At 55.6% G+C, this 15,855-nt stretch carries 12 protein-coding genes, 2 tRNA genes and 3 rRNA genes; all 17 read left to right on the top strand.

What is annotated here, in order from left to right; genetic code table 11:
- Positions 1-727: 727 nt before the first annotated feature.
- The 17 genes from GXM22_RS13140 to GXM22_RS13060 all read left to right on the top strand — a co-directional run bounded on the left by GXM22_RS13140 (position 728) and on the right by GXM22_RS13060 (position 15,853).
- Positions 728-2,238, top strand: a 16S ribosomal RNA gene (locus GXM22_RS13140).
- A gap of 127 nt (positions 2,239-2,365) precedes the next feature.
- Positions 2,366-2,441, top strand: a tRNA-Ala gene (locus tag GXM22_RS13135).
- 3 nt (positions 2,442-2,444) lie between these two features.
- Positions 2,445-2,521, top strand: a tRNA-Ile gene (locus tag GXM22_RS13130).
- Positions 2,522-2,727: 206 nt separating this feature from the next.
- A 23S ribosomal RNA gene (locus GXM22_RS13125) occupies positions 2,728-5,562 on the top strand.
- A 124-nt stretch (positions 5,563-5,686) separates the two neighbouring features.
- A 5S ribosomal RNA gene (gene rrf, locus GXM22_RS13120) occupies positions 5,687-5,803 on the top strand.
- Together the 16S, 23S and 5S rRNA genes with 2 tRNA genes alongside form the textbook arrangement of a ribosomal RNA operon.
- Before the next feature lie 148 nt (positions 5,804-5,951).
- A complete protein-coding gene (locus tag GXM22_RS13115) occupies positions 5,952-6,422 on the top strand; it encodes an LURP-one-related/scramblase family protein (RefSeq protein WP_005935115.1) in 471 nt (156 codons plus the stop codon).
- 118 nt (positions 6,423-6,540) lie between these two features.
- A complete protein-coding gene (locus GXM22_RS13110; protein ID WP_035394816.1) occupies positions 6,541-7,059 on the top strand; it encodes a GNAT family N-acetyltransferase in 519 nt (172 codons plus the stop codon).
- A gap of 66 nt (positions 7,060-7,125) precedes the next feature.
- Complete coding sequence (locus GXM22_RS13105) at positions 7,126-7,989, top strand: TraX family protein (RefSeq protein ID WP_005935120.1); 864 nt, start codon at positions 7,126-7,128, stop codon at positions 7,987-7,989.
- Between the two features lie 4 nt (positions 7,990-7,993).
- Positions 7,994-8,674 (top strand): response regulator transcription factor, encoded by a 681-nt coding sequence (locus GXM22_RS13100; RefSeq protein WP_005935122.1) that lies wholly within the window; start codon positions 7,994-7,996, stop codon positions 8,672-8,674.
- A complete protein-coding gene (locus GXM22_RS13095) occupies positions 8,656-9,597 on the top strand; it encodes a histidine kinase dimerization/phospho-acceptor domain-containing protein (protein ID WP_005935124.1) in 942 nt (313 codons plus the stop codon). The genes GXM22_RS13100 and GXM22_RS13095 overlap by 19 nt, the downstream gene beginning before the upstream one ends.
- Positions 9,598-9,782: 185 nt before the next feature.
- On the top strand, positions 9,783-10,694 hold the full coding sequence (locus GXM22_RS13090) for a hypothetical protein (RefSeq protein ID WP_005935125.1): 912 nt from the start codon (positions 9,783-9,785) through the stop codon (positions 10,692-10,694).
- Between the two features lie 103 nt (positions 10,695-10,797).
- The gene (locus GXM22_RS13085) at positions 10,798-11,592 is read left to right on the top strand and encodes an NAD(P)-binding domain-containing protein (RefSeq protein ID WP_005935126.1); all 795 of its coding nucleotides are present in this window, start codon (positions 10,798-10,800) and stop codon (positions 11,590-11,592) included.
- The gene (locus GXM22_RS13080) at positions 11,589-12,179 is read left to right on the top strand and encodes a dipicolinate synthase subunit B (protein WP_005935128.1); all 591 of its coding nucleotides are present in this window, start codon (positions 11,589-11,591) and stop codon (positions 12,177-12,179) included. The genes GXM22_RS13085 and GXM22_RS13080 overlap by 4 nt, the downstream gene beginning before the upstream one ends.
- A 70-nt stretch (positions 12,180-12,249) precedes the next feature.
- Complete coding sequence (locus GXM22_RS13075) at positions 12,250-13,569, top strand: D-alanyl-D-alanine carboxypeptidase family protein (protein WP_005935129.1); 1,320 nt, start codon at positions 12,250-12,252, stop codon at positions 13,567-13,569.
- Between the two features lie 144 nt (positions 13,570-13,713).
- Positions 13,714-14,280 carry a dTDP-4-dehydrorhamnose 3,5-epimerase gene (gene rfbC / locus GXM22_RS13070; protein ID WP_005935131.1) on the top strand — a complete coding sequence of 189 codons (567 nt, stop codon included), beginning with the start codon at positions 13,714-13,716 and terminating at the stop codon, positions 14,278-14,280.
- Positions 14,281-14,286: 6 nt separating this feature from the next.
- Positions 14,287-15,096, top strand: coding sequence for an ABC transporter permease (locus tag GXM22_RS13065; protein WP_227611134.1), 810 nt, complete (start codon positions 14,287-14,289; stop codon positions 15,094-15,096).
- A gap of 13 nt (positions 15,097-15,109) precedes the next feature.
- On the top strand, positions 15,110-15,853 hold the full coding sequence (locus GXM22_RS13060) for an ABC transporter ATP-binding protein (RefSeq protein ID WP_005935135.1): 744 nt from the start codon (positions 15,110-15,112) through the stop codon (positions 15,851-15,853).
- Positions 15,854-15,855 lie beyond the last annotated feature (2 nt).

Genomic DNA, 15,855 nt, shown 5'->3' with positions numbered 1-15,855 from the left:
TGATGTGATTCTATGATATCACTATTTAGTGATATGTCAATGGAGAAACCACTACATTTTGTGTTTTGGCGGTTTCGCCAAAATTGAGCCAAGAATCTTGGAGCAAAATTTGAGGCCAAAGCTCTTGACAAACTGTGCAAGGAAAGTGTTTGCATTCCGGGGCGTAATATCCACGGCGGTGTATACTTCTCTGGAAGTTTGGATAGAACAATACCTTATTATATAGAGAAAAATGACCTCTGAGGTCCCTGCAGCCTTCTGCGTCAAGGAACGTGTAAATTACAGTTAAAAAACTAGTCAAAAAGTCAAAGACGCAAAAAGAAACGAAAAAAGTGAAAAAAGGGGTTGCCAAACGTGTCGGGATATGGTATTATACTTGAGCGCCAAGGGCCGCCGGAAAGAATGACTTCTGAAAGCGGCAGAAGCAAAGCGAAAGAACCAATATGGATACGTTGAAAAACGAGCCACAAGTTCGAAAAGATCGAAAAGCTTCTGAAAAAAGTGCTTGACAAAAAATCACTTCTGTGGTAAAATAATCAAGTCGTCAGCTGCAAGGCTGAGGCGCACAGGACCTTGAAAATTGAACAATATCGAAAAACTTGTAACGGAACCTATTTTCGTGTTGGAAAAACACGTTAAACAATTCCAAACAAAGTAATTCACACAGGACGCAAGCGATTGCGTGCTGAGCGAAAAAGATTTAACACTTTTTAAGTGATAAATATCATTTATAAAGAGTTTGATCCTGGCTCAGGACGAACGCTGGCGGCGCGCCTAACACATGCAAGTCGAACGAGCGAGAGAGAGCTTGCTTTCTCAAGCGAGTGGCGAACGGGTGAGTAACGCGTGAGGAACCTGCCTCAAAGAGGGGGACAACAGTTGGAAACGACTGCTAATACCGCATAAGCCCACAGCTCGGCATCGAGCAGAGGGAAAAGGAGCAATCCGCTTTGAGATGGCCTCGCGTCCGATTAGCTAGTTGGTGAGGTAATGGCCCACCAAGGCGACGATCGGTAGCCGGACTGAGAGGTTGAACGGCCACATTGGGACTGAGACACGGCCCAGACTCCTACGGGAGGCAGCAGTGGGGAATATTGCACAATGGGGGAAACCCTGATGCAGCGACGCCGCGTGGAGGAAGAAGGTCTTCGGATTGTAAACTCCTGTTGTTGAGGAAGATAATGACGGTACTCAACAAGGAAGTGACGGCTAACTACGTGCCAGCAGCCGCGGTAAAACGTAGGTCACAAGCGTTGTCCGGAATTACTGGGTGTAAAGGGAGCGCAGGCGGGAAGACAAGTTGGAAGTGAAATCTATGGGCTCAACCCATAAACTGCTTTCAAAACTGTTTTTCTTGAGTAGTGCAGAGGTAGGCGGAATTCCCGGTGTAGCGGTGGAATGCGTAGATATCGGGAGGAACACCAGTGGCGAAGGCGGCCTACTGGGCACCAACTGACGCTGAGGCTCGAAAGTGTGGGTAGCAAACAGGATTAGATACCCTGGTAGTCCACACCGTAAACGATGATTACTAGGTGTTGGAGGATTGACCCCTTCAGTGCCGCAGTTAACACAATAAGTAATCCACCTGGGGAGTACGACCGCAAGGTTGAAACTCAAAGGAATTGACGGGGGCCCGCACAAGCAGTGGAGTATGTGGTTTAATTCGACGCAACGCGAAGAACCTTACCAAGTCTTGACATCCTGCGACGATGCTGGAAACAGTATTTTCCTTCGGGACGCAGAGACAGGTGGTGCATGGTTGTCGTCAGCTCGTGTCGTGAGATGTTGGGTTAAGTCCCGCAACGAGCGCAACCCTTACTGTCAGTTACTACGCAAGAGGACTCTGGCAGGACTGCCGTTGACAAAACGGAGGAAGGTGGGGATGACGTCAAATCATCATGCCCTTTATGACTTGGGCTACACACGTACTACAATGGCGTTAAACAAAGAGAAGCAAGACCGCGAGGTGGAGCAAAACTCAGAAACAACGTCCCAGTTCGGACTGCAGGCTGCAACTCGCCTGCACGAAGTCGGAATTGCTAGTAATCGTGGATCAGCATGCCACGGTGAATACGTTCCCGGGCCTTGTACACACCGCCCGTCACACCATGAGAGCCGGGGGGACCCGAAGTCGGTAGTCTAACCGCAAGGAGGACGCCGCCGAAGGTAAAACTGGTGATTGGGGTGAAGTCGTAACAAGGTAGCCGTAGGAGAACCTGCGGCTGGATCACCTCCTTTCTAAGGAGTCAGGCAGATGGAAGAACATCGAAGATGGTCGGCCATCTGGAACAGGTGACAGATACAAGCAGAGTAGATATTGTTCGATTTTGAGGGCCCTGAAAAGGGGTTACTCAAAACCTTATGTGGGGGTTTAGCTCAGCTGGGAGAGCACCTGCTTTGCAAGCAGGGGGTCAAGGGTTCGATTCCCTTAATCTCCACCACATGGGCCAATAGCTCAGCTGGCTAGAGCACACGACTGATAATCGTGAGGTCGATGGTTCGAGTCCATTTTGGCCCACCATGTGATGAAAATCAAAGTTTCGGGAGACCGGGCTTTGAGGAACATCACCAAGACGTACCTTGAAAACTGAATAATAACTGCGAAACAAAGATTATAGTAAGTTCTTTTAAGAAATATTGCAATTTCAAAAGGAAGGGTAACAATAATCTTCGTTGGCAAAAGAGAGAATCAAGAGGATACCAAATGTTCTGAAAGAACGTTTGAAAGGTCAAGCGAACAAGGGCGCAGGGCGAATGCCTTGGCACTGGGAGCCGATGAAAGACGTGATAAGCTGCGATAAGCTTCGGGGAGCTGCAAATAAGCATTGATCCGGAGATTTCTGAATGAGGAAACTCACCTGGGTTCATACTCAGGTACAATACACTGAAATTCAAAATAGGTGTATTGAGGGAACCGCCTGAACTGAAACATCTAAGTAGGGCGAGGAAGAGACATCAAACGAGATTCCGTAAGTAGTGGCGAGCGAACGCGGAAGAGGGCAAACCGAGAGTAGAAATACTTTCGGGGTACGGACTGCTTTTAAGACTTAATCTGTTAACCGAACGGCATGGGAAGGCCGGTCAGAGAGTGTGAGAACCACGTAGGTGAAAACGGAGAGAGCTGCGCAGGATCCAGAGTACGGCCAGACACGTGAAACCTGGTCGGAATACGGGGGGACCACCCTCCAACCCTAAATACTACCCAGTGACCGATAGCGTATAGTACTGTGAAGGAAAGGTGAAAAGCACCCCGGGAGGGGAGTGAAAAAGAACCTGAAACCCTGTGCCTACAAGCACCTAGAGCGCGTCAAAGCGTGATAGGGTACTTTTTGTAGAACGGTCCGGCGAGCGATTGTATGCAGCAAGGTTAAGGACTTAAGGTCTGGAGCCGAAGCGAAAGCGAGTTTGAAAAGGGCGTTAAGTTGCATATAATGGGCCCGAAACCGGGTGACCTACCCATGGTCAGGTTGAAGTGGAAGTAAAATTCCATGGAGGACCGAACCGACCTCCGTTGAAAAGGCGGCGGATGAACTGTGGGTAGCGGAGAAATTCCAATCGAACCCGGAGATAGCTGGTTCTCCCCGAAATAGTTTTAGGACTAGCCTCAAGTTAGATACCTGGAGGTAAAGCACTGAATAGCCTAGCGGCCGAGAGGTTAGCGAAGCTTATCAAACTCAGAATGCCAGAGTATTGATGCTTGGGAGTCAGACAGTGTCAGATAAATGTCATTGTCAAAAGGGAAACAGCCCAGATCTACAGCTAAGGTCCCAAAGTCAGGTTAAGTGGAAAACGATGTGAAGATACGCAGACAACCAGGATGTTGGCTCAGAAGCAGCCACTCATTCAAAGAGTGCGTAATAGCTCACTGGTCGAGCGTCTTTGCGCGGAGAATTTAACGGGGCTAAACCTGACACCGAAGCTTAGGCAATACAGAAATGTATTGGGTAGGGGAGCGTTGTATACGCGGAGAAACAGTAGCGCAAGCGGCTGTGGAGTGTATAGAAGTGAGAATGCCGGAATGAGTAGCGCGAATGCAGTGAGAATCTGCATGGCCGAAAGCCTCAGGTTTCTGGAGGAAGGTTCGTCCGCTCCAGGTTAGTCGGGAGCTAAGGTGAGGCCGGAAGGCGTAGCCGATGCACAGACGGTAGAGATTCCGTCACCACCAAAAGAGTTAAGCACAGGGACACATATGAAGTCTCAGAGCCGGGTGTTGGTTCCGGTAGAGATCGAGGGAAATTAGTACCGAAGTCTGAGATGGAAGATGGCGAGAAAAGCTGTGTGTATTTCTGAGGTGCCCGTACCGCAAACCGACACAGGTAGGTAGGAAGAAGATTCTAAGGCCAACGGGAGAAGGGTTGTTAAGGAACTCGGCAAATTGACCCCGTAACTTCGGGAGAAGGGGTGCTCCAGAGATGGAGCCGCAGAGAATCGGCCCAAGCAACTGTTTACCAAAAACACAGGTTTGTGCTAAATCGAAAGATGACGTATACGAGCTGACGCCTGCCCGGTGCTGGAAGGTTAAGAGGAGATGTGCAAGCATTGAATCGAAGCCCCAGTGAACGGCGGCCGTAACTATAACGGTCCTAAGGTAGCGAAATTCCTTGTCAGGTAAGTTCTGACCCGCATGAAAGGCGTAATGATTTGGGCACTGTCTCAACAGCCCGCCCGGCGAAATTGTAGTACCGGTGAAGATGCCGGTTACCCGCGACAAGACGGAAAGACCCCATGGAGCTTTACTGTAGCCTAATATTGGGTTTCGATGTTGCATGCACAGGATAGATGGGACTCTGGGAAACCAAGGCTTTGGCTTTGGCGGAGAGGCCGTTGGGATACCATCCTTGCGATATTGGAATTCTAACCTGCGGCTCTGAATCGAGTCGGGGGACATTGTTAGGTGGGCAGTTTGACTGGGGCGGTCGCCTCCTAAAGAGTAACGGAGGCGTTCAAAGGTTCGCTCAGCTTGAACGGAAATCAAGCAAAAGAGTGCAAACGCAGAAGCGAGCCTAACTGCGAGACTGACGGGTCGAGCAGTAACGAAAGTTGGAGTTAGTGATCCGGTGGTATGTGAGTGGAAATGCCATCGCTCAACGGATAAAAGTTACCCTGGGGATAACAGGCTGATCTCCCCCAAGAGTCCACATCGACGGGGAGGTTTGGCACCTCGATGTCGGCTCATCGCATCCTGGGGCTGTATTCGGTCCCAAGGGTTTGGCTGTTCGCCAATTAAAGCGGTACGCGAGCTGGGTTCAGAACGTCGTGAGACAGTTCGGTCCCTATCTGTCGTGGGCGCAGGATATTTGATGGGAGCTGTCCCTAGTACGAGAGGACCGGGACGGACGTACCTCTGGCGCACCAGTTGTTCCGCCAGGAGCATAGCTGGGCAACTACGTACGGATCGGATAAACGCTGAAAGCATCTAAGCGTGAAGCCGACCCAAAGATAAGATATCCCACTGATTGAATCAGGTAAGATCCCTTGTAGATTACGAGGTTGATAGGCACGATGTGTAAGTGGAGCGATCCATTCAGCAAGTGTGTACTAATAGATCGAGGGCTTGACCACAATTCGCTTGAATTCTCAAGTCAATGATAAAATGTGAGCAGTGATTATTCAGTTTTGAAGGCACGTCCTTCTACAAACACTGGACAAAGTAGGACAGAAATGTTATACTGAACCAGTCATATTGGTCGGTGACGATGACGGTGAGGTTCCACCTGTTCCCATTCCGAACACAGAAGTTAAGCTCACTCGTGCCCAAGATAGTTCGCTGGAAACGGCGCGTGAAAATAGGTAGTCGCCGACTTAAATGAAGCCCCTGAGGAAGAAATTCCTTGGGGGTTTGTTGTTTGAAAAAAATTTTGTAGCATCTGCCTTAAAACCCGTCCCTGAATCGTATATGGGATAAGCAGGTATTCCGTCTGCGGTGAAATCGCAAAAAGAGGAGGGGCAGGATGAAGCTTTTATTCAAACAACGGATGTTTTCGTGGTTCGACAGCTACGATATCTATGATGAAAACGAGAACACGGTCTATGTGGTAAAGGGGCAGCTCTCGTGGGGGCACTGCCTGAAAATCTTCGACACGGAAGAGAACGAGCTTGGTACTGTCAAGCAGGAGGTGCTGACCTGGCTGCCCAAGTTTGAACTCTATGAAGGGGAAAACTATATCGGCTGCCTCGAAAAGGAACTGGGCTGGTTCAAGCCCAAGTACAACATCGATTTCAACGGCTGGCATGTGGAGGGAGATTTCCCTGGGTGGGATTACACCATTACAAAGCCGGTGGGAGAGACAGTCGCAACGGTTTCCAAAGAGCTGCTGCAATGGACGGACACCTATGTGCTGGATATCGTTGACCCGGCAGACGCGCTCCATGTGCTGATGTTCGTGCTGGCCATCGATGCTGAAAAGTGCTCTGCAAAATGAAATAGAATTGCCCGGCTGTGTGGGAGTGCCCGCATGGCAGGGCTTTTTACGTTGCATGGGTTGGAAAACAGTGGTATCATTAAAAAGTACGATAAAACCTGAAAATAACGAGATGCAAATGGAAGTATTTGAAATCGAGACAGAGCGTCTGCAACTGCGGCAGTTCCGGGTGAAGGACGCGCAGGACGTATTTGCGATTTTCTCGGATGAGCAGACCACGCTGGATTGCGGCGGTTATCATGCCTTTGATGCAATGGATGAGGAATATGACCGTCTGATGCAGAAATTTGCGGGACAGACCCGTTACAGCGTTGTCCGCAAGGCAGATGGGCGTGTGATCGGCGTGATCTCGCTGATGGATGCCGAGCGTGCCGTGCCCGGCTGGGAGCTGGGCATTGAGATGGCTCCGGATGTCCGGCGGCAGGGCTGTGCCCGGGAAGCGCTGGCGGCAGTAATCCAGGCGTTCTTCGAGAAAACGGATACGGTGCTTTTCACGGGTGGGCACTATGCCTATAACACCATCTCCGGGAAACTGCTGAAAAAACTGGGCTTCACCTATGAGGGCATCGAACACAAGGCCATGCGCCATGCAGAGCGCGGCCCCACGGATCTGGTGCGCTATTATCTGGAAAAATAAGTTCTCCCTCAGAATTCCTACAGATTTCCCTGTTACAATGATAGCATCATCGAAAGGGGAATTTGTATGCTGACAAAATTGAAAAACGGGCTGGACGGTACCCAGCTCAAGACCATTGCACTGGCGCTGATGGTGCTGGATCACATTCATTATTTCTTTGAATTCACCGGCTGCATCCCAACGGTGTTCAGTATGCTGGGGCGGCTCAGCGCACCACTGTTTCTGTTCTGCACGGTGGAGGGCTTTGCCCACACCCATGACCGCAGGCGGTATTTTATCCGCATCTGGGGTATCGGAACGGCTATGGCGGCGCTGGAATTTTTTATGATCTACGCCAAAGCCTTCCGGCGCGGGGATGGCTTCTACCCGCTGAACGCTATTTTTCAGGATTTGATGCTGCTGTGCATCGTCTGGCAGGGCATCGACTGGCTCCGGGAAAAGAAATTTGCAAAAGGCATAGCTGCCATTGCCGCCGTTTTGTGCTGGCCGTTTGTGATAGTGGCGTTTCTGAGCGCCTTCCCCCAGATCCAGCAGATGCCGTGGGCTTCCACGGTGGTGGCGTTTGTCATCACCAGCCCGCTGCCCCTGTGGACCAGCATCACGGACGGCAGCTGGAGCTTTTTGCTGGGCGGTGCGCTGCTGTATGCATTGCGTGGACGGCGCAAAGTGCAGCTGACGGTATGGGCACTGGTGATTTTCCTGTGTGATTTTGTGCTGACCTTCGGGATGGCTTGCCGGCAGGAGGGCTTTGTCTGGACCCAGATGTTCACCAACAACTATGAGTGGTTCGGGGTGGCGGCGGTGCTGCTGATGCTGCTGTACAACGGGCAGCGTGGCAGCGGACACAAGCAGCTGTTCTACTGGTTCTACCCGGCCCATGTGTATCTGCTGTATGGGGCATCCTGCCTTGTTTATAACGCTTTGAGGTGATCTTGTGGCAAATATTCTGGCAGTGGATGACAATATAGAACTCTGCAAGCTGATCCGCACTGCCTTGGAGCGGGACGGCCACCGGGTGGAAACGCGGCTCTCCGGCGCGGAGCTTACTGAACAACTCTGCCATTGGGCGGACTGCATCCTGCTGGATGTGATGATGCCCGGGGAGGATGGCTTTGCCGTCTGCCGCCGCATCCGGGGCCTGACCGATGCCCCCATTCTGTTTCTGACGGCCCGGACCGACGAAGCGTCTGTTCTGGAGGGGCTGGGCATCGGGGCAGACGATTACCTTGCAAAGCCCTTCCGGGTGGCAGAGCTGCGTGCCCGGGTGGCGGCGCATCTGCGGCGGCAGAACCGCACCCCGGTGCATCGGTTGGTGCGCGGCGGGGTCAGTTTTGACCTGTCCGCGCGGGAGGCGGCGGTGGGAGAAACTCCTCTGCCGCTGACCCGCTCCGAGTATGCCATCTGCGAGTATCTGGCGCTGCACGCCGGGCAGACCTTTACCAAGGAGCAAATTTACGAAGCGGTTTTTGGGATTGACGGCACTGCGGACGACACCGCCGTGACACAGCACATCAAGAACATCCGGTCCAAGCTCCGGGCGGCGGGCGTGCCGGAGCCGGAAAAGCTGCTCAATACCGTATGGGGTGTGGGATACCGATGGAAAAGCGAAGACTGACCTCTCTGCGCAGCGTGCTGCTGCGATATCTGGTGCAGACCGTCTTTTGCTGTGTGCTGGCGCTGCTGTTGTGGTTTGCGGCGCTGATGTGCGTCATCAACAGCGGGCTGGCGCTCCCGGCCAATCAGGCCGCGCAGGCCTGCCAGAAGGCTGCACAGGACGTTTTGCCGGGCATGACTGCCGCCACCTTTGATGAGACCCAGCTGGACTCCTTGTGCCGTTACGCCCTGTTTGCTGCGCCGGACAGCAGCGAGGTGCTGGCCACCAACATGGATGCCGGGCACTTGCAGCGGGCAATGGAGAACCGGCAGGGGAAAACCCGCTGGCATTTTGGATACACACAGTATTATATGACATCAAAATTGCGAGACGGAACGGTCTGTCTGCTGCAATTTGACTATGCCGTGCCCTACGCCGCCCCTGCGCTGCGGGGAAAGCTGCCAGATGTGCAGACGGTGCACAGCATTCTGGGCATTCTGCTGCTGGTGGGAGCGGTGGTGTGGAGCACCCACCGCTCCAGAAAGTTTCTGGCCCGGGAGACGGCCCGCCTGACCGAGGTCTCCCGGCAGGTGGCTGAGAAAAAGGGCGTGGAAGAGATCGATTTTTCCGGGGCGCAGGTGCGGGAATACGCCGAGACACTGGCTGCCCTGCAGACCATGGGGCAGGAGCTGACGGCCAGCCTGCAGGCCCAATGGAAAATGGAGCAGCAGCAGCGGGAGCAGATCATCCAGCTTTCCCATGAGCTCAAAACGCCGCTGGCCGTCATTGAGGGCAACGCCGACCTGCTGGCCGAGGACGAGGCCCTGACCCCGGAGCAGCGGGAACAGGTGGAGGCCATCCTGCGGGGCACCGAGCAGACCCGGACCTATCTGCTCAAGATCCGTGCTCAGGTGCAGACACCGCTGAAATATAAGCGGCCCTGAACAGAACTGAATGATGAAAAAGGAAGCCGCCCGGCTGTGTGGGAACGCCCGCATGGCCGGGCGTTTTGCATTGCATGAGCAGGAAAACCGTGGTATCATAAAAAACGATAGGGTCTGAAAATAGAGGGGAAAATGAACACTTACGGCCATTCGTTCGTCTATCCAAAAAAGAGAGGGGAAAAACAATGAATTTTGAAGAGACAGAAGTCCTTTACAATGTTTACCGTGGAATCCTGCGGAACAATCGGAGCTTTCAACCGGGAAAGAGCACGGCGGTGGAATATCGCATGGACTGCCCGGAGTATGCCGACCTCCTGAAAAAGTATCCCTTTGAGAAAATTGCAGGAAAAGGCACGGACCTGCAGCGGGCAATTCGGGTGCTGAAATACCTCTCGCCTAAGCTGACGCACAGCCCGTGGTACGACGGCCATGTGGACTGCAACGCCCTGGCGCTTTTGGATTACAGTCTGGATAAACCGGAACAGGGCATCAACTGCCTGAATAAGGCTAAAATTCTGGAGGAGGTCTGCCTGGCACTGGGAATCTACGCACGGCGTGTGCGCTTCCTGCCCTATTCTCCCTTCGATTTTGATTGTCACGTTGTCACGGAGATCTACGACCGGTCGCAGGAAAAGTGGTATATGCTGGACCCAACGACCAACGGGTATCTGGTAGATGAGCAGGGCACGATCCTGAGCCTGCTGGAAGCCAGAGAGCGGATGGCAGACACCCGATTTGTGACGTATTGCAAGGCGACGAGCCGGGAAAAGGATCTGCAGAAGCTCTACCGGAAAAATATCGCAAGGACCGCTTACTATGCAAAGAATCTGTTCCGCATTCAGGTGGACGCGGTCTCGCAGTTTGGAGAGAGTGGAAACTGGCTGAATTTTCCGCCGGAGCACTTTTCTATCCGGGAATGGAGCGTTGCAAGTGCAGAATACCGGTTGGAAATGGTGCCTGTCTACGCAAAGGGATATGCGGATTTTGATGAAGCCGTCCAGCTGCCGCGGATGCGTGAGGCCGTGGAGCGGACGCGAAACATGGAGGAGCCAAAGGCAATCTCTGCCGCCGCTCTGACCGAAAAGCCGATATCATAAAAAACAGATCGCCGCTGCTTTCCTGACGGAGAGCGGCGGCTTTTTCACACCCGGCGCTCCATGGGCATAGGATGACGCAGACCATGGGGAGGAGGGGCCGGGAATGGATGGACAAAGACGATTTGCGGTGATCGGAACGGACGCGCGGCTGGCGGCGGCAGGCCGGGCGCTGGCCCGTGCCGGGTTTGCGGTGGGCGGGCCGGAGCAGACGGCACTGGCCGATTACATCTTACTGCCGCTGCCGCTGGACGAGAGCCGCACCCCGCTGGCGGAGCTGCTGCGGGCCGCAAAACCGGGGGCGCTGGCGCTGGGCGGAAAGCTCTCGGCGCAGGCAAGGCAGATCGCGGCGGAGGCGGGCGTGGAGCTGGTGGACTACTTTGCCCGGGAGGAACTGATCCTCTGCAACGCCATCCCGACAGCAGAGGGCTGCATCGGCATCCTGATGGCGGAGCGGACGCGGACGCTTTGGAACAGCGCCATCCTGCTGGCCGGTTTTGGGCCGGTGGGGCAGGCGCTTGGGGTACGGCTGGCGGCATTGGGCGCACAGGTGACGGTGGCCGCGCGGCGGCCGGCCCAGCGGGCACTGGCGGAGAGTTTCAGCCTGCGGGCCGTGGATCTGGCCCGGCTGGAACAGGCCGCTCCGGCCTTTGACACGGTGGTGAACACCATCCCGGCCCCTGTTCTGACGGAAGCCGTGCTGGCAGCCCTGCGGCCCGGGAGCCTGGTCGTGGATCTGGCATCCAAGCCGGGCGGCACTGACTTTGCCGCGGCCCGGCGGCTGGGGCACCGGGCCATCCATGCCCTGAGCCTGCCTGCGGCCTGCGCTCCCGAAACGGCGGGCGAGGCTCTGGCCCGGACGGTCTGTGAGATCCTGGCGGAAAGGGAGGAAACACCATGAAAAGGCAATTGCGTGGGACAGTGGCGTTTGCGGTCTGCGGGAGCTTCTGCACGCTGGGCGCGGCAGTGGCTCAGGCTGAACAGCTGGTGCGGCAGGGCTGGGAGCTGCTGCCGGTGATGAGCTATGCGGCCTCCGGCCTGAACACCCGCTTTGGCCGGGCGGATGAGTGGAAGGCGCGGCTGGAGATCCTGACCGGCCACAGGGTGCTGGATACCCTGCAGGATGTGGAGCCGCTGGGGCCGCAGCAGCTGGCCCGGGCACTGGTGGTGGCCCCCTGCACCGGCACCACACTGGCCCGGCTGGCAGCGGGCCTTTCCGACACGCCGGTCACGCTGGCGGCAAAAAGCCTGCTGCGGGTCGGGTGCCCGGTGCTGCTGGCTGTCTCCACAAACGATGGGCTGGGGGCTTCCGGGGAGAACATCGCCCGGCTGATGCAGCGCAAGCACTATTACTTTGTGCCCTACGGACAGGACGATGCAGCGCAGAAACCCCAGAGCCTGAAGGCGGATCTCACCCTGCTGCCCGCTGCACTGGAGGCTGCCCTGCACGGTCAGCAGCTGCAGCCGGTGCTCCGGGAGTGGAACTGAGGGTTTCTCTTTTCAGAGGGATAAAAATGTGGTATACTATATCATAATATCTTGAGATAGAGGAACTGGAATGAAAAAACACATCGCCATGCTGTGTGCGGTGCTTTTGACCGCACTGGCGGCGTTTGCGCCGGGCGCGGCAGCTGCCGGGCCTGCACTGACGGCTACGGAAGCGTACTGCATCATCGATGCCGACACCGGTCTGGTGCTGGCCCAGCAGAACATGAACGAGGAACTGCACCCGGCATCCATCACCAAGGTGATGACGCTGGGCCTTGCCTGTGAAAAGGCCCAGGGCAAGTGGGACAATGTCAAGCTGACGGTCAGCCACGAGGATGTCTACTCGCTGGCGGGCACCGATTCCAGCCACATCGCCCTGCAGGAAGGGGAGGAAGTGCCCCTGACCGATGCCCTGTATGCCACCATGATGGCCAGCGCCAACGATGGGGCCAACCTGCTGGCCGAATACTTCGGCGGCGGCTCCATTGAGGGCGGTGTGGCCGCCATGAACGCGCAGGCAAAGGAGCTGGGGCTGGAACACACCCACTTTGCCAACCCCCACGGCATCAGCGATGAGGACCACTACACCAGCTGCTATGACATGGCGCAGATCCTGCGCTGGGCGCTGACCCAGCCCGGGTTCGAGACCCTGTTTACCCGGAACGAGATGTACACCATGGGCCCGACCAATGTCCAGCCCGTGACCCGGTACTTCCACCAGCAGGATAAAATGCGGGTGGGCTCCAGCCGGTACTATATCCCGGCCATCCTGGGTTCCAAGATCGGCTACACCAACATTGCCCGGTACAGCTATGTCTGCCTGGCGGAGCAGAACGGCGTGCGGCTGATCTGCGTGACCATGCAGAGCCAGATCAAGACCGACAAATACAACGATGTTCGCACCCTGCTGGACGATGCCTTTGCCCGCTACACCGGCTACACCGAGATCCCTGCCCAGGGCGTGACCGGGGAGCTGGAAGTGGCGGGCGGCGGCAGCACGCTGGGCACGGTGACGGTTTCTGACCCGGGCGTGAAGCTGCTGCTGGCCGACGGCCTGACCGCTGCGGATGTGTCGGTCACGCTGGAACTGCCCGAACGATACCTCTTGGGGGTTGACCCGGCGGTGTATGCGGTGTATACCATTCATGGGCGGGACGTGCAGGAAACGGCCAGCGTCCGGGTGCCTGCCGCTGTGACCGGGCTGGAGGAGCTGCTGGCCAAGAGCGCCAACGCCACCCTGCCCGCCTCCCGGGATGTGGGGCCGAAGAGGATCGCAGGCGGCCTGCTGGCGATCTCGGTCGGTGCCACTGTGCTGGCCGCCCTTGCGGCGTTCGGCGTGGTGCGGCTGAGAATAAAATGGAAGAAACGTAAATCAAGAAGTAAGCACTGACCCGTTTCGCCAGAGGCTCCCCTACCAGGGGAGGCCTTGGCAGGAAGGGACAGTTTGACCGATCGCGCAAAAGCCCGCAAGGACTTTTCCATATACTACAAACAGACAAAATTTTCTGAAAGAAAACAGAGAGGAAAAAGAAATATGGGCAAGTTTACGTTTACTGAGACCGAGATCCCTGGTGTTGTGGTCATTGAGCCGCAGGTGTTCGGTGATGACCGCGGTTATTTTATGGAGACCTACCAGAAGGATCAGTTTGCTGCTGCCGGCATCGACAAGGAGTTCGTGCAGGACAACCAGAGCCGCTCCACCCGCGGTGTGCTGCGCGGCCTGCATTTCCAGAAGAATCACACCCAGGGCAAGCTGGTGCGTGTGACCAAGGGCGAGGTCTATGATGTTGCCGTGGACTGCCGCCCCCACAGCGCCACCTTTGGCAAGTGGGTGGGCGTGACCCTGAGCGAGGAGAACAAGAAGATGTTCTATATCCCCGAGGGCTTTGCCCACGGCTTCCTGGTGCTGAGCGATGTGGCCGAGTTCTGCTACAAGTGCACCGATGTCTATGACCCCACCAGCGAGGGCGGCATCCCCTACGATGACCCCACCGTGAACGTGCAGTGGCCCGACTGCGGCTGTGAGCACAAGACCAGCGCAAAGGACAAGCTGCATGAGCCCTTTGCAGCCCAGAAGTTTGAATTCTTTGAAAAGTGGTGATAGCCCGTGGCGAAACTGAAAGGAATGTTCAACGGCTTCTGGCACTACCGCTATCTGTTGTGGAATCTGGTCAGCCGTGATTTCAAGCTGAAATACCGCCGCAGCGTGCTGGGTGTGCTGTGGAGCGTGCTGAACCCCCTGCTGATGTGCCTGGTCTACTGGGCTGTGTTCAGCAGCCTGATGGATATGCGGGGCAGCGGCATCGACAACTTCCCGGTGTTCCTGATGTGCGGTCAGCTGCTCTTCAACTTCTTCAACGAGGCCACCTCCTCCAGCATGAGCAGCGTGCTCAGCGCTGCCCCCCTGCTGAAAAAGGTGTATATCCCCAAGTATATCTTCCCGCTGGAAAAGTGCTGCTTTGCCATGGTGAACTGCGTGTTCAGCTTTGTGGCCCTGCTGCTGGTGATGATCTTTACCGGCGCGCCCTTCCACCTGACCCTTCTGGAAGCGCTCTACCCGCTCATCACCCTCTTCTTCTTCAGCCTGGGGGTGGGTCTGTTCCTGGCGGCGGCAACGGTGTTCTTCCGGGACATCATGCACATCTGGAGCGTGTTCATCACGGCGCTGCTCTACTTCTCCGCCATCTTCTATGACCCCACCCAGATGACCTTTTCCATCGGCGGGTTCAACATGCAGCAGATCATCAAGCTGAACCCCATGTACTGGTATATCACCGGCTTCCGCCGCACCCTGATGTGGGGCATCCCGCTGGACCTCAACATGTTTGCGGTCTGCGGCATCTGCGCAGTGGTCTCCATGTGGGTGGGCGTGCACATGTTCCGCAAAACGCAGGATCGTTTTGTGCTGCATATTTAAGGAGGGGAGAAGAATGGAACCGATCATCAAAGTGGACAACGTGTCCATGTGCTTCAACCTCTCCACCGAAAAGCACGAGAGCCTGAAGGAATATCTGCTGGCCATGGTGCAGGGCCGCCTGCAGTACGACGAGTTTTACGCCCTGAAGGACGTGAGCCTGGACATCATGCCCGGCGATTTTTACGGTCTGGTGGGCCTGAACGGCTCGGGCAAATCCACCCTGCTCAAGACCATTGCGGGCGTGTACAAGCCCACCAAGGGCAAGGTCACCGTCAACGGCACTATCGCCCCGCTCATCGAGCTGGGTGCGGGCTTTGATATGGACCTGACCGCCCGGGAGAACATCTACCTCAACGGCACGGTGCTGGGGTTCTCGCCCAAGTATCTGGACGAGAAGTTCGACGAGATCGTGGAGTTCAGCGAGCTGCAGAACTTTCTGGATGTACCGCTGAAAAACTACTCCTCCGGCATGGTGGCCCGCATCGGCTTTGCCATTGCCACCATCACCAAGCCTGATATCCTGATCGCGGACGAGGTGCTCTCGGTGGGCGACTTCCTGTTCCAGCAGAAATGCGAAAAACGGATGAAGGAGCTGATGGCAGGCGGCACCACCGTCATTCTGGTGTCCCACTCCATCGAGCAGATCGAGCGGATGTGCAGCAAGGTGGCATGGCTGAGCCACGGCCACCTGAAAATGAACGGTGATACTGAGACAGTCTGCGCGGCCTACAAGGCCACCCAGCGCGGCGAGGCCTGAGC

This window comes from Faecalibacterium duncaniae, from assembly GCF_010509575.1.
Lineage (GTDB): Bacteria > Bacillota > Clostridia > Oscillospirales > Ruminococcaceae > Faecalibacterium > Faecalibacterium duncaniae.
This window is presented reverse-complemented; position numbering and strand designations above follow the sequence as displayed.

Excerpts from the sequence above, each read along its gene's own strand:
- GXM22_RS13090 (WP_005935125.1), top strand. The coding sequence starts at position 9,783 with ATGAATTTTGAAGAGACAGAAGTCCTTTACAATGTTTACCGTGGAATC.
- GXM22_RS13105 (WP_005935120.1), top strand. The coding sequence starts at position 7,126 with ATGCTGACAAAATTGAAAAACGGGCTGGACGGTACCCAGCTCAAGACC.
- GXM22_RS13110 (WP_035394816.1), top strand. The coding sequence starts at position 6,541 with ATGGAAGTATTTGAAATCGAGACAGAGCGTCTGCAACTGCGGCAGTTC.
- GXM22_RS13060 (WP_005935135.1), top strand. The coding sequence starts at position 15,110 with ATGGAACCGATCATCAAAGTGGACAACGTGTCCATGTGCTTCAACCTC.
- GXM22_RS13080 (WP_005935128.1), top strand. The coding sequence starts at position 11,589 with ATGAAAAGGCAATTGCGTGGGACAGTGGCGTTTGCGGTCTGCGGGAGC.
- GXM22_RS13095 (WP_005935124.1), top strand. The coding sequence starts at position 8,656 with ATGGAAAAGCGAAGACTGACCTCTCTGCGCAGCGTGCTGCTGCGATAT.
- rfbC (WP_005935131.1), top strand. The coding sequence starts at position 13,714 with ATGGGCAAGTTTACGTTTACTGAGACCGAGATCCCTGGTGTTGTGGTC.
- GXM22_RS13085 (WP_005935126.1), top strand. The coding sequence starts at position 10,798 with ATGGATGGACAAAGACGATTTGCGGTGATCGGAACGGACGCGCGGCTG.
- GXM22_RS13075 (WP_005935129.1), top strand. The coding sequence starts at position 12,250 with ATGAAAAAACACATCGCCATGCTGTGTGCGGTGCTTTTGACCGCACTG.
- GXM22_RS13115 (WP_005935115.1), top strand. The coding sequence starts at position 5,952 with ATGAAGCTTTTATTCAAACAACGGATGTTTTCGTGGTTCGACAGCTAC.